Genomic DNA, 18,310 nt, shown 5'->3' on the forward strand with positions numbered 1-18,310 from the left:
TCACCAGCTTGTAGGGAAAAGCCCGCCGTCGCTGCGGGCTTTTTCATGGGCGTTATTTCCAGCCAGCCAGCAAAGGCGCTAATTCGGCCAAGCTGCGAACCTCTGCATCCGGGCGCTTATCGGCTTCCCAAACCTTACCCGTCGGGTTGAACCACACCGCCCGAAGCCCCGCCTGCTGCGCCCCGGCAATGTCATCCCCTGGATGATCGCCAATATGCACCGCTGCGCTGGCATCCACGCCACCGCGTTGCAACGCTTCTTGAAACAGTCGCGCATCCGGCTTGGCGATGCCGATGTCTTCAGCGCGCAGGGCAAAGTGAAAGTAGTCCGCCAGGCCCACGCGCTGCACGTCGGCATTGCCGTTGGTGATCACCCCCAGCAAGAAGTGCTGGCGCAAGGCTTTGAGCATGGGCTCCGCTTCGGGGAAGGGGGCGAGTTGGTGGCGCGCGTGTATGAACGCCTCGAAGCATACATCCGCCATTTCCGTGGCCTCAGGCTGTGGATAACCAGCCTCTTCAAACGCATGCATCAACACCCTGTGACGCAAAAGGCTGATCCGGTGTTTCAGCTCGGGATGGCGCTCCAGCACCTGTTGGCGAAGACTGGCGAAGTGCTCCAGCGGCAAATCGCCGACCTTCGCAGCGTTGACCGTCAGCCATTCGCGCATCGACGCTTCGGCGCTGATGATGACGGGTACGTTGTCCCAGAGCGTGTCGTCCAGGTCGAAAGTGATCAGCTTGATACTCATGAGTCGCCGCCCTTGATGCGTTTGGCCCGTGGATGGGCGCTGTCGTACACCGTTGCCAGGTGTTGGAAATCCAGATGGGTGTAGATCTGCGTGGTCTTGATGTCGGAGTGGCCGAGCAGCTCTTGAACCGCGCGCAGGTCCTGGGACGATTCCAGCATATGGCTGGCAAAGGAGTGTCGCAGCATGTGTGGGTGCAGGTTCTGACCCAGCTCGCGCTCACCGGCGGCCTTGACCCGCACTTGAATCGCCCGTGGCCCCAGGCGCCGGCCTTGCTGGCTGACAAACACCGCGTCATCCGCGGGATTGGTCAGCAGGCGCAGCGGTAGCCACAGTTGCAAGGCTTCCCGGGCTTTGCGGCCCACCGGTAGCACGCGGGTCTTGCTGCCCTTGCCGAGTACTTGCACCAGGCCGTCCGCCAGGTCCAATTGGTCGAGATTCAGGCCAGTCAGCTCCGACAGACGCAGGCCAGATGAATAGAACAGCTCCAGGATGGCCTGGTCGCGATGGGCCAGGAAGTCATCCTCGACGGCGCCATCCAGCAATTGCAGGGCGCGGTCGGTGTCCAGGGTTTTGGGCAGACGTCGTTCGCCCTTGGGCGGCGACAGGCCGTTGGCCGGGTCGTGATCGCACAGGCCTTCGCGGTTCAAATAGTGATAGAGCCCGCGTACCGCCGAGAGCAGGCGCGACAGGCTGCGCGAGGATTGACCCGCCTGGTGCAGGCGCGCGATCAGGCTGCGCAGGCTCTGGATATCCAGAGCCTTCCAGCTGCTGATCTGTTGTTTCTCACAGTAGGCCAAGACCTTGTTCAAGTCCCGCCGGTAGGCTTCCAGCGTATGGGGCGACACCTGGCGCTCGTTGCGCAGGTGAGCGCAGTAAGCGTCCAGTTGCCGTTCCATGGTTAGCGCACCGCGCGCAGGGCGGTGGTGAAGCGCGGCAGGACGCGGCCCAGTACTTCGGCAATGTAGGTCAGGAACAGCGTGCCCACTGAGCTCTTGTAGTGCTGGGGATCGCGGCTGGCGATGGCCAGTACACCGTGCAGGCCTTGATGGCTGAGAGCGACCACCGCAGTGGAACCGATCTGCTTGCGCTGCTCGGCACCAAACAGGAAGTCCAGCTCATGCTCGCGCAAGGTGCCGCTGATGGTCTTGCCTTCGGACAACAGGCCGCCGATGGCTGTTTGTGCGTCGCTGCCGCTGACCCAGCGACCCACCGGCATCGGGTTGTCGCTGAATAGGATCAAGCTGACAAAGGGCACCTGGAAGTCCTGGCGAAGGCTGTCTTCGACGGCGATCACCGTTTCTTCCAGGCTGGTCGCATCCATCAGGGTCAGGATCAGGCGACGGGTTTTTTCGAACAGGCGGTCGTTGTCGCGTGCGACGTCCATCAAGTGCGAGAGCTTGTGGCGCATTTCGATATTGCGCTCGCGCAGGATCTTCATCTGCCGCTCCACCAGCGACACAGTATCGCCGCGTTGGTGGGGGATGCGCAGCGCCGGCAGCAGTTCTTCGTGCTCGACGAAGAAGTCCGGATTAGCCTCAAGGTACGCCGCGACGGCAGCGGCCTCCAGACTGTCGCTCGGGGTAGCGTGTGCGGGTACTTGAGGCTTATCGGTCATTAGATTGGCTCACTCATAGACGGACCTGTCCTTCGTATACGCGCGAGGCCGGCCCGGTCATCATCACCGGGTGGCCAGGGCCTGCCCACTCAATGGACAAGCGTCCACCGGGCAGGTCGATCAGCAGCGGCGAATCCATCCACCCCTGGCTGATCGCGGCCACGGCAGCGGCGCAAGCACCGGTGCCGCAGGCCTGGGTTTCGCCGGCGCCGCGTTCCCACACACGCAATTGCGCGCGGGTACGGTCGATCACCTGCAGGAAGCCCACGTTGACCCGTGCCGGAAAGCGCGGGTGGTGTTCGATCTTCGGCCCCAATTCATGCACGGGCGCGTTGTTGATGTCGTTGACCCGCAGCACGGCATGGGGGTTGCCCATGGACACGGCGGCGATCTCGACGGTCTTGCCGTCAACATCCAGTGCATAGCTGGCAGCTTGCTCGGGGGCCTGGAACGGAATGTCCGCCGGCACCAGGCGTGGCGCACCCATGTTGACGCTGATCTGGCCGTCACTGCGGATATCCAGTTCGATCACGCCGCTCTTGGTCTCGACACGGATCTGCCGCTTGGCGGTCAGGCGCTTGTCCAGCACAAAGCGCGCGAAGCAGCGCGCACCGTTACCGCACTGTTCCACTTCGGAACCGTCGGCGTTGAAGATCCGGTAACGGAAATCCACCTCCGGGTTGCTGGGAGCCTCGACGATCAGTAACTGGTCGAAACCAATGCCGGTGTGACGGTCGCCCCACTGTTTGGCGTGCTTGGGCAGGATGTGCGCGTGCTGGCTGACCAGGTCGAGGACCATGAAATCATTGCCCAGCCCGTGCATCTTGGTAAAACGCAGCAGCATGGCTTACTCCGGCAGCAGGCTTTCGCCAGCATACAACTCGGCTACCGTCTCGCGGCGACGCACTTCAAACGCTTGATCACCGTCCACCAGCACCTCGGCGGTACGCCCGCGGGTGTTGTAGTTGGAACTCATGACAAACCCGTAGGCACCGGCCGAATGAATGGCCAGCAGATCGCCTTCCTCCAGCGCGAGCTGACGATCCTTGGCCAGGAAGTCACCGGTCTCGCAGATCGGGCCGACGATGTCATAGGCGCGGGCTTCGCTTGCACGAGGCGTCACGGCGGTGACATTCATCCAGGCCTGGTACAGCGCCGGGCGGATCAGGTCGTTCATCGCCGCATCGACGATGGCGAAATCCTTGTGCTCGGTGTGCTTGAGGTACTCGACCTGGGTCAGCAGCACGCCAGCGTTGGCGACGATGTAGCGGCCAGGCTCGAACATCAGCGTCAGGTCGCGGCCTTCGATACGCTCGCGCACAGCCTTGATGTAGTCGGCAATCAGCGGCGGCTCTTCATCGCGATAACGCACGCCCACGCCGCCACCGAGGTCGATGTGGTGCAGGTAGATGCCGCATTCGCCGAGACGGTCGATCAGCGCCAGCAGGCGATCGAGCGCATCCAGGAATGGCGGCAGCGTGGTCAGTTGCGAGCCGATATGGCAGTCGACGCCCAGTACTTCCAGGTTCGGCAGTTGGGCGGCGCGGATGTACACATCCTCGGCGTCGGCAATAGCGATGCCGAACTTGTTCTCTTTGAGACCGGTGGAGATGTATGGGTGGGTCCCGGCATCGACGTCCGGATTGACGCGCAGGGAGATCGGCGCACGCACGCCCATCTCGGCGGCCACGACCTGCAGGCGCTCCAGCTCGTCGGTGGATTCGATATTGAAGCAGTGCACGCCGACTTCCAGGGCGCGACGCATGTCTTCGCGGGTCTTGCCGACGCCGGAGAACACGATCTTTTCAGCCTTGCCGCCAGCGGCCAGCACACGTTCCAGCTCGCCACGGGAGACGATGTCGAAACCAGCGCCCAATCGCGCCAGGACATTCAGTACGCCGAGGTTGGAGTTGGCCTTGACCGCGTAGCACACCAGGTGCGACACGCCGTCGAGGGCGTCGGTGAACGAGCGGTACTGGGCTTCGATATGCGCACGCGAATACACATAGGTCGGGGTGCCAAAGCGCTGGGCTATCGCGGACAACGCCACGCCTTCCGCGAACAGCTCGCCGTCCCGGTAGTTAAAAGCGTCCATGGAGTACCCTTATTCGTAGGTGTCGTGCTTATGCGCTTTGGATGGTTTTTGCGACGATTGCGCCTGTTCATTCGGGTCTTTGCTGTCATCGGGCAGGTACAGCGGGCCTTTTTGACCACAGGCACTAACGAGGCAAGCGACCGCGACGAGCGCAGCAAGGGAAGAGATCAGGCGCTTCATGGCGAAATCCTTGAATATGCATTAATTGCGCCCGAGTATACCGACCACCCGCCAGCTTGCCTATGCGCTGGAATACCCGTCCGGCGGGGGTTTGCCGAGAGAGTCAGGAAGCGGACTACGCTGCTTGAGGATTTTTCACACCGTCAATCGTGTTGAAATCGGTATCCTTTGCAATCGGCGGGGCTCGCCCGTATCGTGCGGCGCTTGAGCAAAACCAGACACTTTTGAGGTTGCCACAATGAGTTTGACCGAAGCCCGTTTTCACGACCTGGTGGATTCGACCCAGCAGGCGTTGGAGGATATTTTCGACGACAGCGGCCTGGACGTGGACCTGGAAAACTCGGCCGGCGTGCTGACCGTCAAGTTCGAGAATGGCACTCAACTGATCTTCAGTCGCCAGGAGCCTTTGCGTCAGCTGTGGCTGGCTGCACGTTCCGGTGGTTTTCACTTCGATTACAACGAAGAAGACAACAATTGGCAGTGCGATACCAGCGATGAGCTGCTCAGTGAAATGCTCGCGCGGCTGGTTCTGGAACAAGCCGGCGCCGAGCTGGATTTTGACGAGATCTGACCGTGACCCAGCCTGCACCTGTCCGCCCGCCGAAACCGTTGTTCAGTAATGTCAGCCCGGCGGTGCCGTCACCTTGTATCAGTTTGTGTCGTCTGGACGAGCAGAAAGTCTGCCTCGGGTGCTTCCGGCACGTGGAAGATATCCGCGAATGGCGCTCTGCCGACGACGCGCGGCGCCGACTGATCTGCGCGGAAGCCGAGCAGCGCAGGGCGCGCGCCTGAGGCCGTCTTGTTTATTTGTGACGCTGTGGTAGTGTCCGGGTACGCCTCAACTCATCGAGGCCCGTGAGAACCCCGCCTTTTCCTGGCGGGGTTTTGCTTTTTTGTGCAGAAAAAAGGAGTCTGCCTGAATCATGACCACCGCACCGTCCATCATCCTCACCCGTCTTGACGTGCAGCGTCTGGAGCAACTGATCGACCGCCTGGGCGACGAATCTCCCGGCGTCGAAGCGTTGCAAGCCGAACTCGACCGCGCCGAAGACGTGGTTGGTCACGATGAAGTGCCTGCGGGTGTCGTGACCATGAACTCCAGCGTGCATTGCCGTGAGCAAGGCAGCGGCAAGGACTACCACCTGACCCTGGTCTACCCGAAAGACGCGAACGCCGACGAAGGCAAGATTTCGATCCTGGCACCCGTGGGCAGCGCGTTGCTCGGCCTGCAAGTTGGCCAGCACATCGACTGGCCGGCACCGGGTGGCAAGACCCTCAAGCTGGAATTGCTCAGTGTTGAAGGGCAGCCTAAAGACGGCGGCGCCTTCCCTCTCTAAATCTGGCTCAGTGCCTCGTTGAGCGACAGCTCAAGTTCGGCCTTGTAACGCAGGTACAGGTTGCTTGGGCTTTGCACATCGCCGAGCAGGCCGGACAGATCCAGGTCCGTTATGTAGCAGCGGTAACGCTCGGTCTCCCGGCGTTGCCCGACGATTTCCTGGGCGACCACTGCAAACAGCTGGTCGCCAAATTCCAGTTCGGAAAACTCCCGCTGATTGCAGTACAGCGTGATACCTACCTGGCCCTGCGCTGCCTTGCCGATAATTGCCTGCACGTCATAAAACGGTTTGTTCGTCGGGTTCAACGGCGCTGGCCGAGGTTCGATGCCGCGTGCGCGACCACTGACCGACGGCAATAGCTGGTAATACAAGACCTGTACCGCGCCCAGCGGCTCTTGCGGATCCAGCGGGGACAATGCGTCCCGGCGATAAATGATCGACTGCAAGAAACGCTGCAACGGCGCCAACAGACTCTGTTCATCGTGAAACGGCAAGCGCTGCTGCCAAAGCGCGTTGAATTCATCCAGCACATACAGCTCGGCAAAACCCTCGTTGACGCGGTAGAACACCTGCACGCAATCGGCCATGCCCATCGGCAGCAACACTGCCAGATCGTGGTCTTCCAAGGCCATGGCGTCCAGGTGCAAAGGGCTGTAGCTGGCCAGTTCTTCGCTGAGGTAGGCGACCAGCGCATCCTGGGTCGCCAGTGATACATGGTTGGCTTGGCCCGGCATCAGCTCCATGACGTGATAGTGCTGCTGCACCTGGAGCACATAGCGGTGATTACCCTGGCTGAGCAGCAGGTTCTGCGCGGTGTCGAAGATCTCTTCCACGCGCCGGGCAATGAATTGCGCGCGGTTGTGACATAAGCAGCGCACTCGCAGGCGTGGCAGATGGTCGGGAGGCAACTGGTTGAGGTAGTCGCGCAAGCAGTCGAGCAACGCGTGAGGGCCGTCGTAGCGGCTGACCATCACCTCGTTCCAGCTGTTGAGCGTGACCTGGTCCAGGGTCAGCACCAGGTTGTCGCGCACGCCGGCATAACTCAGGGAGTCGGTGCGCTCGGTGGTCATCAGGATATTCAGGTCGCGATGGTGCTTGAGCGGGTCGACGCCGACGTTGATCAGCAACAACACTTCTTCGGGCACTGCCGAGCGCAGCAGGCGTTGTTCATCCACGCTGGTCAAGGGCAGGTCGATGGTCTGTTGTAGGCTGCCCAGCAGGTTGAACAGCTCGAATTCAGTCATGTCACTGGTGCCAGGGTGCAAGGCCAGGCGCGTGCTGCTGTCGATCACGCCGTTGCGATGGCACCAGGTGAGCATCTCCAGCAGGTCGCGACTGCGCTTGATCGGCGCGAAGTGCTCCCATTCCAGGGCCGTCAGGTTACCGTTGTACAGGCCCCAATGATGCTGGCCCGGCTCCTTGCGGTTGGGCGATTGCACCAGGGTCAGGGTGTCTTCGGCCAGGTCCGGGGCGATGCCGGGGTTGATGAACTCGACTTTGCCGGCCTTGCGCTCGAACGCGGCGTACAAGCGCCGCCCCAGTACGTTGAGGTCGCGCTTGTTGATCAGGCTAACGGTCTGTTCGGTGCGGGCGAACTGGGTCAGGAAGCGATAACTGTAATTGAGCTCGCTGACCAGCGCCCGCCGCTCGGAAGCGACCTGGCGTACCTTCCATTGGCTGCGACTGTCCAGCAGCGCCAATTGGCGCTGGTCCCAGCCCCATTCGTGGGCCAGGCGCTCCAGCAGCAGCCGTTGCCAGCTGGTGGTGCGCTGGCTGGCGCTGAGCTTGCGGTTGACCTTCAGGTACAGCGCGCGCCGCACCAGCTCCAGGCGCTCGGGTTCGTTGCGGGCCTTGAGGTATTCCTCGATGCGGCGGTACACCACGATGTACGGGTCCAGCTCATCCAGGTCCATTTGGTTGGCGAACACTGCACGCTTGAAGCGCAGGCTCAAGCAATGCACGTTCGGGTGTTCGCTGGCGTAGACCTCGGTCAGCAGCAGCTTGAGCACGGATTTGTAAGGCGACTCGATGCCCTTGAACAGCTGCCACAGCCCGGCGCCGATGAATTCGCCTGGGGGGATGCGCGCCAGGTGGCCGAGGTCGAGGGTTTCATCGGCGCGGATGAAACGTTTGGAAATCAGCGTGTGGGTGAACTCGGCATACCGGGTCTCTTCATACACCGGTACCAGCCACCAGATCGGCGTGCGCCCGGCCAGCCAGATGGCGGTGCGGTAGAACTCATCCAGCAACAGGTAATGCTGGGTGGTGCCGCAGTCGTCGGAGCTCAGCTGCGTGTCGCGCTCACCGAGGACAAAGCGCGTCGGCTCGATCAGAAAGAAGTGTGCCTCGGCGCCCATGGTCAGGGCCCAGGCTTCCAGCAACTGGCATTTCTTGCGCAGTTCGGCCAGTTCAGTCTCGCTCAGGTCCGCGGCGTGACACACCCACACGTCCATGTCGCTCTGGTCGGCCTGGGCCAGGGTACCCAGGCTGCCCATCAGGAACAGGCCGAGGATCGGTCGCGGCGGGTTGCCATGGCGTGGCTTGTAGGAGAACGAGCGGGTCAGGCGCTGGGCTTCGGTGAGGGCTTGGGCGTCCGGTTCGTAATTCGACAGGCCTGCCGGCGTACTGCCCGACACATAGCCAGGCAGCAGCGGATGGTTAACGTGGAAAAACAGCGGCAACAGGTTCAGCACGCTTTGCTGGCGCGGCGTCAGCCCCTCGATGGCCCGGGCCATGCGGCCTTCATTGAGGGCCATGAACCGCGCGCGCAGCTGGGCCAGCACCTTGCGGTCGATGCCTTCGTCCAGGTCGGGGCGGATTTCATGGGTGCGGGTCATGTCGAACTCGGTGGCTCGCAGGGCCCGACGTGGGCGGCCGTGTAGGAGTTTACAGCCAGTAGCGTAGGAGGTTTAGAGGGAAATGGATTTTGACGTCAGAATTTTCGCACTTGCACAGCAACGCCCTCGGAATCCGCACATAGCGGACTCCATGGGCGGTATCCGGTATCAGGCGGCTTCTTTGGTCGTGGCAGTGGTCAAGATCGTCAGCAGGGTCTGGGCCTGCTCTGCGGCGTCCCGGCCAAGGCTGGTCAGGTAGCCTCCGTCCGGCTGGTCGATCAGCCCTTTCGCGTGGAGGCGCTTGGCAGCGGCGATGGCGGTAGGCGCGGCGGTCTGGTGGACTTTCAGACCTTCTTTGGTGCTGTCCAATGGGAAGAGTACAAGGATTTCCAGTTCGGCAACCAACTCAGGGGTATACGACATAAGGACTCCAGACTTTCTAAGAATTTATTAGAGGCTAGCAGGCCATAAGGTGAACGCACTTTGCCGAACTGTCCAGTGTGTTGCCGCGTGTTGGATTTATTGCTTTTCGGGTGGCAACTCCGGCAGGGCGCGCAGTGCAGTTTCATACCATTCGGTATTGAAGGCGCGGTCTTCTTCCAGCAGCGCATCGATCTCGACAGCCAGCACGTGGGCCATCAGCTGGAGGATCTCTTCACGCTCGTAACCGACCAGGGTCAGCTTGTTGAAGGTGGCCTTGGCAGCCGGTGGGTTTTCGCTTTCGATCTGGTTCTCGATCGCTTCGATCAGGGTGGTTTCGGCGAATTCTTCTTCGTCGTTGTCGATATCGGTCGGCTCGCTCATGGCAGGCTCCTCAAGGAAAGGGCGTCAGTCTACCCCCATTCAGGCAGGTGATGCTGCTGGTCAGGGCGGGCGCCGGGATCTATAACAGTTGCAGCCAACCCCTTTCCCGGCCTGGAGGCACAGACATGCTCAAGCTCTACGGATTCTCGGTCAGTAACTACTACAACATGGTCAAGCTGGCGCTGTTGGAAAAAGGGCTGCCTTTCGAAGAGGTGCCTTTTTACGCCGGCCAAACCCCTGAAGCCCTGGCCGTGAGCCCGCGAGGCAAGGTGCCGGTGCTGGGCGTCAAGCAGGGTTTTATCAACGAAACCAGCGTGATCCTCGAGTACATCGAGCATACCCAGGAAGGGCCCGCACTGCTGCCGGCCGAGCCGTTCCAGCGTGCTCAGGTATTGGCGTTGTGCCGGGAAATCGAGCTGTACATCGAACTGCCTGCTCGCGCCTGTTTCGCCGAGGCATTTTTTGGCATGCCGGTGCCGGATGCGATCAAAGAGAAGTCCAAGGCCGAGTTGCTGTTGGGTTTCGGGTCGTTGGGCAGGCACGGCAAGTTCGCACCCTATGTGGCGGGTGAGAGTTTCACCATTGCCGATCTGTATTTCATGTACAGCGTGAATCTCGCCTGCGCAGTGGGCGAGAAGCTGTTTGGCCTGGATCTACTGGCTGAAATGCCGGCGGCCAAGGCGTTGCTGGAAAGGTTGCACGCCATGCCCAACGCTCAGAAAGTGGCGGCGGACAGGGAGGCGGCGATGCCGGCCTTTATGGCGATGCTAGCGGCAAAAAAATAATCACGACGAGCGCCGCTCAAAATGTGGGAGCGGGCTTGCTCGCGAAGGCGGTGGATCAGTCAACACATTGATGACTAGTCCACCGCCTTCGCGAGCAAGCCCGCTCCCGCAGGGTTGACCGCGTTGCAGCAGAAACCGCGGTCTAGCGGCTGGCGAGCAGGGCCTGGCCGCGCGCGACGGCTGCCTTCACCTGCGCCGGCGCAGTACCGCCCACGTGGTTACGGGCATTCACCGAGCCTTCCAGGGTCAGCACGGCAAACACGTCCTGTTCGATCTGGTCGCTGAACTGGCGCAGTTCTTCCAGGCTCATTTCCGCCAGGTCCTTGCCAGTGTCCACGCCGTACTTAACTGCGTGGCCGACGATTTCGTGGCAGTCGCGGAACGGCAGGCCACGGCGTACCAGGTAGTCCGCCAGGTCAGTCGCAGTAGAGAACCCGCGCAGCGCCGCTTCACGCATGATCGCGTGCTTGGGCTTGATCGCCGGAATCATGTCGGCAAAGGCGCGCAGTGAGTCGCGCAGGGTGTCAGCGGCGTCGAACAGCGGTTCCTTGTCTTCCTGATTGTCCTTGTTGTAGGCCAGGGGTTGGCCTTTCATCAGGGTCAGCAGGCCCATCAAGGCGCCGAACACGCGGCCGCTCTTGCCACGCACCAGCTCGGGTACGTCGGGGTTTTTCTTTTGCGGCATGATCGAGCTGCCGGTGCAGAAACGGTCTGGCAGGTCGATGAACTGGAATTGTGCGCTGGTCCACAGCACCAGCTCTTCGGAGAAGCGCGACAGGTGCATCATCGCGATGCTGGCAGCGGCGCAGAACTCGATAGCGAAGTCACGGTCCGACACGCCATCCAGGGAGTTGCCGCCCACGGCGTCGAAGCCCAGCAACTGCGCGGTGTATTCGCGGTCGATCGGGTAAGTGGTGCCGGCCAGCGCGGCGCTGCCCAATGGCATGCGGTTGGCGCGCTTGCGGCAATCGACCAGGCGCTCGTAATCGCGGCTGAGCATTTCGAACCAGGCCAGCAGGTGGTGGCCGAAGGTCACAGGCTGCGCGGTCTGCAGGTGAGTGAAGCCCGGCATGATGGTGTCGGATTCACGCTCGGCCTGTTCCAGTAGGCCTTTTTGCAGGCGGGTAATTTCGCCCAGTATCAGGTCGATTTCATCACGCAGCCACAGGCGGATATCCGTGGCCACCTGGTCGTTACGGCTACGGCCGGTGTGCAACTTCTTGCCGGTCACACCGATGCGGTCGGTGAGGCGGGCCTCAATGTTCATGTGCACATCTTCCAGGTCGACGCGCCAGTCGAACGTGCCGGCTTCGATCTCGCCACGAATGGTGGTCAGGCCGTCGATGATGCTGTCGCGCTCGGCGTCGGTCAGCACGCCGACCTTGGCCAGCATCGTCGCGTGGGCGATGGAGCCCATGATGTCGTGGCGGTACAGGCGCTGGTCGAAGGTGACGGAGGCGGTGAAGCGGGCGACGAAGGCGTCGACGGGTTCACTGAAGCGGCCGCCCCAGGACTGGTTGGTCTTGTCGGTGCTCATGGATTCGCTCGTGATCTGCTTAGTAAAGAGGCATGGAAGTGTGCCAGCGATAATAACAGGGTTGCCCGTGGACGCGGTGCTGCGGGTTGTCGGCATTTTTATTTGTGCAAAGGATGGCTAAGTGCCTTGCCGCCGAACGCGTCCAGGACGAGACTGGGTACAGGTACTTGTTGAAACGATATTTGACGATTGAGCAATGTCGTCTCAGTGAGCGTCTACAGTTGGACTGATAGTGTGTGAATGCACCAAAGTCGGGTGATGCGGTCAGAGCCCAGACTATCCATTTAAAAAGGGGGGTATTCGGATTGTGTATCAGCAAACCCTACGACGATGCCCGAAGGCAGCAGGTCTTGGGCGCTATTGAACAGGTCCGGGTAAATATGGGTGCCACTCTCAGGGCACTTTTTGCCGCTCGCGCTAGTCTTAGCGTGGATCGCTGTGACGCAAGTCACCGCACCTGTCTACGCTATCCTTGTGCGAGACTCACGCAGGAATCCAGCGCAATATGAATGTCCTGATCGTTGATGACGAACCCCAAGCCCGCGAGCGACTGAGCCGTTTGGTCAGTGATCTCGAGGGTTATGCAGTACTAGAGCCGAGCGCCACCACGGGCGAAGAGGCGTTGACGCTGATCGACAGCCTCAAGCCGGATGTGGTGTTGCTCGATATCCGTATGCCGGGCCTCGATGGCCTGCAAGTGGCCGCCCGGCTGAGCGAGCGAGAGTCGCCACCCGCCTTGGTATTTTGCGCAGCAGGCGATGAGTTTTCTGCGGAGACGCTGGAAGCCAGCGGAGTCAGCTTCCTCACCAAACCGGTGGCTGGCGAAGCGTTGCTCAAGGCGTTGAAAAAGGCTGAGCGCCCAACCCGCGTCCAACTCGCTGCCCTGACTCAGCCTGCTGCCCAGAGTGGTAATGGGCCGCGCAGCCATATCAGCGCCCGTACCCGCAAAGGTATCGAGCTGATCCCCTTGGGCGAGGTGGTCTATTTTATCGCCGATCACAAGTATGTGACCCTGCGCCACCAGGGCGGCGAAGTGCTGCTCGATGAACCGCTCAAGGCGCTTGAGGATGAATTTGGCGACCGCTTCGTGCGTATCCACCGCAATGCGCTGGTGGCTCGCGAGCGGATCGAACGCCTCCAACGCACGCCGCTTGGGCACTTTCAGCTGTTCCTCAAAGGCCTTAATGGCGACGCGCTGATCGTCAGCCGACGGCATGTGGCCGGTGTGCGCAAGATGATGCAGCAGCTTTAGCCCGAGGGCTGTGGCCAGGCCTGTAACCCATATCCCGGTGCGACGCGGCCAGGGAGGCCCCGCACTTGCTGATTCAAATCAAAGCGTATTTGCCTGAGCTGTTATTATCTGCCGTATCTATTCAGTACGGATTGATCCATGTCCTCTCGCGAAATCCGCATCGCCACCCGTAAAAGCGCCTTGGCCTTGTGGCAGGCCGAATACGTCAAAGCTCGCCTGGAACAGGCTCACCCTGGTCTCAAGGTGTCCCTGGTGCCTATGGTCAGTCGCGGCGACAAGCTGCTCGACTCGCCACTGTCGAAGATCGGCGGCAAGGGTTTGTTCGTCAAGGAGCTGGAAACCGCGCTGTTGGAAAACGAAGCCGACATCGCTGTGCATTCGATGAAAGACGTGCCCATGGACTTCCCTGAAGGCCTGGGCCTGTTTTGCATCTGCGAGCGCGAAGACCCGCGTGATGCCTTTGTTTCCAACACCTACGCCTCCTTGGACGCGTTGCCTTTGGGCAGTATCGTCGGTACGTCGAGCCTGCGTCGCCAGGCTCAGCTGCTGACTCGCCGGCCGGACTTGCAGATCCGCTTTCTACGCGGCAACGTCAACACTCGCCTGGCCAAGCTGGATGCCGGTGAATATGACGCGATCATCCTCGCAGCGGCCGGCCTGATTCGCCTGGGTTTCGAAGACCGCATCACTTCGGCCATCAGCGTCGAGGACAGCCTGCCAGCCGGAGGGCAGGGCGCCGTTGGCATTGAATGCCGCACCGCCGACAGTGAAATCCACGCCCTGCTCAAACCCCTGGATCACCCCGACACCGAAATACGCGTGACGGCTGAACGAGCCTTGAACAAGCACCTCAACGGTGGCTGCCAGGTGCCGATCGCCTGCTACGCCGTACTCGAAGGTGAACACTTGTGGTTGCGTGGCCTGGTGGGCGACCCGGAAGGCGGCACACTGCTGACCGCCGAGGCGCGTGGACCACAGCGTGACGCCACGGCCTTGGGTATCCAGGTGGCCGAGGAGCTGTTGGACAAGGGTGCGGGTGCCATCCTGCAAAAGGTCTACGGCGAGGCTGGCGCGCAGTGACCGAATGGCGCGTGCTGCTGACGCGGCCTGCCGAGGAGTCGAGGGCGCTGGCGGCCTCGTTGGCCGACGCCGGTATTTTCAGCAGCAGCCTGCCTTTACTGGATATCGAGCCGCTCCCCGTTACGCCTGAACAGCAAGCCGTCTTCCATGACCTGGGTCGCTACTGTGCGGTGATCGTGGTCAGCAAGCCTGCAGCGCGCCTTGCAGTTGCGCAGCTGGATCGAACATGGCCGCAGTTGCCATGGTTCAGTGTCGGCGCTGCCACCGCGCAGGTATTGGCCGCACAGGGGCTGAATGTTAAGTATCCGCCTACTGGCGACGACAGTGAGGCCTTGCTTCAATTGCCTGCGTTGCGCGAGGCTATCGCCCGCCCGGATGCCCGGGTGTTGATCCTGCGCGGCGAGGGCGGTCGGGAGCTGCTGGCGGAGCGCTTGCGCGAACAAGGTGCTAGTGTCGACTATCTGGAGTTGTATCGCCGTTTCCTACCGGCCTACAAGGCCGGGGCATTGATACAACGCATCCAGTTGGAACGCTTGAACGGCCTGGTGGTCAGCAGTGGGCAGGGTTTTTTACACCTGCAAGCCCTGGCCGGAGCCGATTGGCCCCAGGTGGCCCAGCTGCCGTTGTTCGTGCCAAGCCCCCGTGTCCAAGAGATGGCGCGGGTCGCTGGCGCAGAAAAAGTTGTGGATTGTCGCGGTGCGAGTGCCGCGGCTTTGTTAGTGGCGATACGGAGTTATCCCGTTCCCACTCTCTGAAACGCAAAGGACGGATACGTGAGCGAAACAGCCTTGCCTAAAGATGAAACCCAACCCGCACTTGATGCGCCGGTTGAGTCACCGGTTACCGCGCCGCGTCGCGGCAATGGCCTGGCAATCGTCGCCCTGCTGCTCGGCGTAGCGGGTGTTGCCGCCGGCGGTTGGGGCGTCTGGCAGGTCCGCGCGCTGCAAGCCAGCAGCCAGCAGCAGCTGGGCCAGGTGCAGACCCTCGATGACCAATCCCAGTCCCTCAAGCAAAGCCAGCAACAACTGGCTGCGCGGCTGGCGCAGTTGCCGGGTGCTGATGAGCTGGAGGAGCGCCGTCGCCTGGTGGCCCAGTTGCAGGGTGACCAACAGCGTTTGAGTCAGCGCCTGGAAACCGTGCTGGGGTCCAGTCGTAAAGACTGGCGCCTGGCTGAGGCGGAACACCTGATTCGCCTGGCGAGCCTGCGCCTTTCTGCCCTGCAAGACATCAACAGCGCCCAGGCGTTGGTCCAGGGGGCCGACGAGATTCTTCGCGAGCAAAGCGATCCTGGCGCCTACGCTGCTCGCGAGCAATTGGCCAAGAGCCTTGCCGCGCTGCGCAGCACCGAGCAGCCGGACCGCACCGGGCTATACCTGCAATTGGCGGCCTTGCGCGACCAGGTCGTGCAACTGGCCGCCATTGCCCCTGAGTATCAGCTCACCGAACCTGCTTCCGATGGACGCCCGACTACCGATACGGAAAGCCGCTGGAGCCAGTGGTGGGAGCAGATTTCCCGTTACTTCCGCATTGACTTCAACCCGGATGACAACATCCGTCCGCTGCTGGCTGGGCAAGGCTTGAATCAGGTGCGCCTGGCCCTGAGCCTGGCGCTGGAGCAGGCGCAATGGGCAGCGCTCAACGGTGAGTCGGCGGTCTACAGCCGCTCCCTGGGCGAGGCGCGCAGCGTGTTGCAAGATAATTTCAACCAGGACAACCCGCAAAGCCAGGCGATGCTGGCGCGCATCGCCGAGCTTGAGCCCAAGGCGGTGTCGGTGGTGACGCCGGACCTGGCCGCGAGCCTCGCTGCCGTGCAGGCATACCTTGAGCGTCGTCACTTGTCTGCCGACGAAGCCAAGGCGGCGGCCACGCCGGCGAAGCAGGAGTAGAGCCGATGAAACGTTTCTATGTGATCCTGGTTCTGGCGATTGCAATCGCGCTGGCACTGGCAGTGGGCATTTCGAAACACACCGGCTACGTGCTGATTACTTATCCTCATGTGCTGCATTACGAGTCGAGCCTCTGGGCAACCTTGGTTGCGGTATTTGCCATCGGCCTGGCGATCTACCTGATCCGTGTGTTGTTGAGCCTGGTCACCACTTCCGGTGGCGTGGTCAACCCCTGGTCGCGGCGTAACCGCAGCCGTCGCGTACAGATTGCAATCGAGCAAGGTCAGATGGACCTCGCCGAGGGCCGCTGGGCCAGCGCTGAGCGCCACTTGCACCGTGCCGCCGAAGCCGAGCGTCAGCCGCTGCTGTATTACCTCGGCGCAGCCCGTGCCGCGAATGAGCAGGGACGTTACGAAGAGTCCGACGGCTTGCTGGAACGCGCCCTGGAGCGTCAGCCCCAGGCCGAGCTGGCGGTTGCCTTGAGCCATGCGCAACTGCAGCTTGACCGCGGTGATACTGACGGCGCACTGACCACTTTGCAGACCATGCATGAACGTCATCCTCATAACGCCCAAGTCCTGCGTCAACTGCAGCGCTTGCATCAGCAGCGGGGCGATTGGTCTTCGGTGATCCGTCTTTTGCCTGAGCTGCGCAAGGATAAAGTGCTGCCCGCCAGTGAACTGGCCGAGCTTGAGCGACGGGCGTGGGGCGAGAACCTGAGCCTCGCGGCCCAGCGTGAAGAGCAGGGCGAGGCCGGTTTGCAGTCCCTTGAGCGGGCCTGGCAGCAACTCACGTCCGCCCAGCGCCAGGAGCCGCAACTGGTCCTGGCTTATGCCGAGCAACTGCGCCAATTGGGCGCCGATGCCAAGGCCGAAGAAGCACTGCGCGGCGCAATCAAGCGTGGCTACGACAGTCATTTGATTCGACTCTACGGCTTGCTGCGCGGCGGTGACCCGGCCAAGCAATTGAAGTTTGCCGAAGGTTGGCTCAAGGACCATCCAGGGGATGCCAGCCTGCTGCTGACGCTGGGCCGCCTGTGCCTGCAAAACAGCCTGTGGGGCAAAGCGCGGGATTATCTGGAAAGCAGCCTTCAGGTGCAGCGCAATCCCGAGGCCTGTGCCGAATTGGCGCGTTTGTTGGCGCAACTGGGTGACACCGACCGCAGCAACCAGTTGTTCCAAGAAGGGCTGGGGCTCCTGGATAACCGTTTGCTGGCGTCCCCGCTGCCTGTCCCAGTTCGGGCCTGATGTAGGAAGGTAGATGAGGGTTGGCTCGGACATGTCTGGCGGCCAACCCCTTTCGACCTTGAAAAACTGTTTGTAGAGCGTTTGTGGGCAGCGTCCGACGCTGAACAATCCAACGTCCTCCATCTTCTGGCGGTAAGTCCTTACCCTCTCGCGGAATCGTCTGCTCTGGCACGTATTGAAAGGGGTCAGGCCTTTCCTCTACCGTAGCGACCTATCTTTCGCTGTGCGGATAAAGCATGTCTTTGGCCCCTTCACGCTCCTTGTTTTTCCTTGCGTTCCTGGCAGGTGCGCTGACATTGGGCGCGTCCTTTTACCTCGAGTTCGGCGTCTCCCTGCGCCCTTGCTTCCTGTGTCAGATGCAAAGGGGGTTCCTGGCGGCTTTCACATTGATCAATCTGGTCGCCGCGATCCATAACCCCAGGCGTCTGGTGAGTTGCCTGTATGGGCTGGCAGGCATGGTCTTCGCGTTGCTCGGCGCCATTACCGCCGTGCGCCAGGTGTTGCTACAAAACGCCGCACCGGACCAGGCGGCTGATTGCTGGCCCAGCCTGCACTACATGATCGAAAACCTGTCGGTTTGGCAGGCCCTGCAATTGACGGTCAAAGGCACCGTCGACTGCATGGATATCAGTTGGACGCTGTTTGACTTGAGCCTGCCGGAGTGGAGCTTGTTGTTCTTCGTCGGGATGTTGATCCTGGGTGCCATACAGTTTTCACCGCTGCTTTCAAGCCATCGTTTGCGCCCGGCGAGACGCTGAAGGCCACTCACAGTTCGTAAGACGGGATTAAACACTTGTATGAACTTTCTCTCCTGCGTACCTTGAAGCCACAGTCATGCGGGCATAATCTGGCCCGCACGTGTCATTGAAACCGTTTGTCAGATGCGGCCTTGTCCCGCTGTTGCTTT

20 protein-coding genes are annotated in these 18,310 nt (G+C 61.4%); 10 read left to right on the forward strand and 10 right to left on the reverse strand.

Going from position 1 to position 18,310, the window contains the following annotated elements:
- Positions 1 to 52 precede the first annotated feature (52 nt).
- From AB4O08_RS13475 to lptM, 6 genes are read right to left on the reverse strand one after another with little or no spacing between them, the layout of a single operon-like run.
- On the reverse strand, positions 53 to 748 hold the full coding sequence (locus AB4O08_RS13475) for an HAD family hydrolase (protein ID WP_010207455.1): 696 nt from the start codon (positions 746 to 748) through the stop codon (positions 53 to 55).
- Positions 745 to 1,644, reverse strand: a complete 900-nt coding sequence (gene xerC, locus AB4O08_RS13480) for a tyrosine recombinase XerC (RefSeq protein ID WP_010207453.1) — start codon at positions 1,642 to 1,644, stop codon at positions 745 to 747. The genes AB4O08_RS13475 and xerC overlap by 4 nt, the downstream gene beginning before the upstream one ends.
- A gap of 2 nt (positions 1,645 to 1,646) precedes the next feature.
- The gene (locus tag AB4O08_RS13485) at positions 1,647 to 2,363 is read right to left on the reverse strand and encodes a DUF484 family protein (protein WP_010207452.1); all 717 of its coding nucleotides are present in this window, start codon (positions 2,361 to 2,363) and stop codon (positions 1,647 to 1,649) included.
- 13 nt (positions 2,364 to 2,376) lie between these two features.
- On the reverse strand, positions 2,377 to 3,207 hold the full coding sequence (gene dapF, locus AB4O08_RS13490; RefSeq protein ID WP_010207451.1) for a diaminopimelate epimerase: 831 nt from the start codon (positions 3,205 to 3,207) through the stop codon (positions 2,377 to 2,379).
- A gap of 3 nt (positions 3,208 to 3,210) precedes the next feature.
- Positions 3,211 to 4,458: a diaminopimelate decarboxylase gene (lysA, locus tag AB4O08_RS13495; protein ID WP_010207450.1), complete on the reverse strand. Its 1,248-nt coding sequence runs from the start codon at positions 4,456 to 4,458 to the stop codon at positions 3,211 to 3,213.
- Positions 4,459 to 4,467: 9 nt separating this feature from the next.
- Complete coding sequence (gene lptM, locus AB4O08_RS13500) at positions 4,468 to 4,638, reverse strand: LPS translocon maturation chaperone LptM (protein ID WP_010207449.1); 171 nt, start codon at positions 4,636 to 4,638, stop codon at positions 4,468 to 4,470.
- A 238-nt stretch (positions 4,639 to 4,876) separates the two neighbouring features.
- Between lptM and cyaY the strand changes: the two genes are divergently transcribed.
- The 3 genes from cyaY to rnk all read left to right on the forward strand — a co-directional run bounded on the left by cyaY (position 4,877) and on the right by rnk (position 5,975).
- Positions 4,877 to 5,209, forward strand: coding sequence for an iron donor protein CyaY (gene cyaY, locus AB4O08_RS13505; RefSeq protein WP_010207448.1), 333 nt, complete (start codon positions 4,877 to 4,879; stop codon positions 5,207 to 5,209).
- 2 nt (positions 5,210 to 5,211) lie between these two features.
- Positions 5,212 to 5,430 (forward strand): DUF1289 domain-containing protein, encoded by a 219-nt coding sequence (locus tag AB4O08_RS13510; protein WP_010207446.1) that lies wholly within the window; start codon positions 5,212 to 5,214, stop codon positions 5,428 to 5,430.
- 131 nt (positions 5,431 to 5,561) lie between these two features.
- Positions 5,562 to 5,975 (forward strand): nucleoside diphosphate kinase regulator, encoded by a 414-nt coding sequence (rnk, locus tag AB4O08_RS13515; RefSeq protein ID WP_010207444.1) that lies wholly within the window; start codon positions 5,562 to 5,564, stop codon positions 5,973 to 5,975.
- Here rnk and AB4O08_RS13520 read toward each other — a convergent pair.
- From AB4O08_RS13520 to AB4O08_RS13530, 3 genes are all read right to left on the reverse strand, one after another.
- Complete coding sequence (locus tag AB4O08_RS13520; protein ID WP_460114181.1) at positions 5,972 to 8,812, reverse strand: class I adenylate cyclase; 2,841 nt, start codon at positions 8,810 to 8,812, stop codon at positions 5,972 to 5,974. The two genes, rnk and AB4O08_RS13520, sit on opposite strands and share 4 nt — an antisense overlap.
- A 168-nt stretch (positions 8,813 to 8,980) precedes the next feature.
- Positions 8,981 to 9,235: a TIGR02647 family protein gene (locus AB4O08_RS13525; RefSeq protein WP_010207442.1), complete on the reverse strand. Its 255-nt coding sequence runs from the start codon at positions 9,233 to 9,235 to the stop codon at positions 8,981 to 8,983.
- Positions 9,236 to 9,331: 96 nt separating this feature from the next.
- Entirely contained in the window at positions 9,332 to 9,616 is a 285-nt protein-coding gene (locus AB4O08_RS13530) for a hypothetical protein (protein WP_010207441.1), read from the reverse strand.
- Positions 9,617 to 9,741: 125 nt separating this feature from the next.
- Between AB4O08_RS13530 and AB4O08_RS13535 the strand changes: the two genes are divergently transcribed.
- The gene (locus AB4O08_RS13535) at positions 9,742 to 10,401 is read left to right on the forward strand and encodes a glutathione S-transferase family protein (protein ID WP_010207440.1); all 660 of its coding nucleotides are present in this window, start codon (positions 9,742 to 9,744) and stop codon (positions 10,399 to 10,401) included.
- Between the two features lie 142 nt (positions 10,402 to 10,543).
- On the opposite strand, the gene argH is transcribed toward AB4O08_RS13535, so the two are convergent.
- On the reverse strand, positions 10,544 to 11,938 hold the full coding sequence (gene argH / locus AB4O08_RS13540; RefSeq protein WP_010207439.1) for an argininosuccinate lyase: 1,395 nt from the start codon (positions 11,936 to 11,938) through the stop codon (positions 10,544 to 10,546).
- Between the two features lie 505 nt (positions 11,939 to 12,443).
- Here argH and AB4O08_RS13545 point away from each other — a divergent pair.
- The 6 genes from AB4O08_RS13545 to AB4O08_RS13570 all read left to right on the forward strand — a co-directional run bounded on the left by AB4O08_RS13545 (position 12,444) and on the right by AB4O08_RS13570 (position 18,161).
- Entirely contained in the window at positions 12,444 to 13,190 is a 747-nt protein-coding gene (locus AB4O08_RS13545; RefSeq protein ID WP_010207438.1) for a LytR/AlgR family response regulator transcription factor, read from the forward strand.
- A gap of 138 nt (positions 13,191 to 13,328) precedes the next feature.
- Positions 13,329 to 14,270, forward strand: coding sequence for a hydroxymethylbilane synthase (gene hemC, locus AB4O08_RS13550; RefSeq protein ID WP_010207437.1), 942 nt, complete (start codon positions 13,329 to 13,331; stop codon positions 14,268 to 14,270).
- Positions 14,267 to 15,025, forward strand: coding sequence for a uroporphyrinogen-III synthase (locus tag AB4O08_RS13555; protein ID WP_010207436.1), 759 nt, complete (start codon positions 14,267 to 14,269; stop codon positions 15,023 to 15,025). Before hemC ends, AB4O08_RS13555 begins: the two co-directional genes overlap by 4 nt.
- Before the next feature lie 18 nt (positions 15,026 to 15,043).
- Entirely contained in the window at positions 15,044 to 16,156 is a 1,113-nt protein-coding gene (locus AB4O08_RS13560; RefSeq protein WP_010207435.1) for a uroporphyrinogen-III C-methyltransferase, read from the forward strand.
- 5 nt (positions 16,157 to 16,161) lie between these two features.
- Positions 16,162 to 17,403 (forward strand): heme biosynthesis protein HemY, encoded by a 1,242-nt coding sequence (locus AB4O08_RS13565; RefSeq protein ID WP_010207434.1) that lies wholly within the window; start codon positions 16,162 to 16,164, stop codon positions 17,401 to 17,403.
- 236 nt (positions 17,404 to 17,639) lie between these two features.
- Positions 17,640 to 18,161 (forward strand): disulfide bond formation protein B, encoded by a 522-nt coding sequence (locus AB4O08_RS13570; RefSeq protein WP_010207433.1) that lies wholly within the window; start codon positions 17,640 to 17,642, stop codon positions 18,159 to 18,161.
- The last annotated feature ends 149 nt before the right edge of the window (positions 18,162 to 18,310 follow it).

This window comes from Pseudomonas sp. H3_E07 (assembly GCF_054668895.1).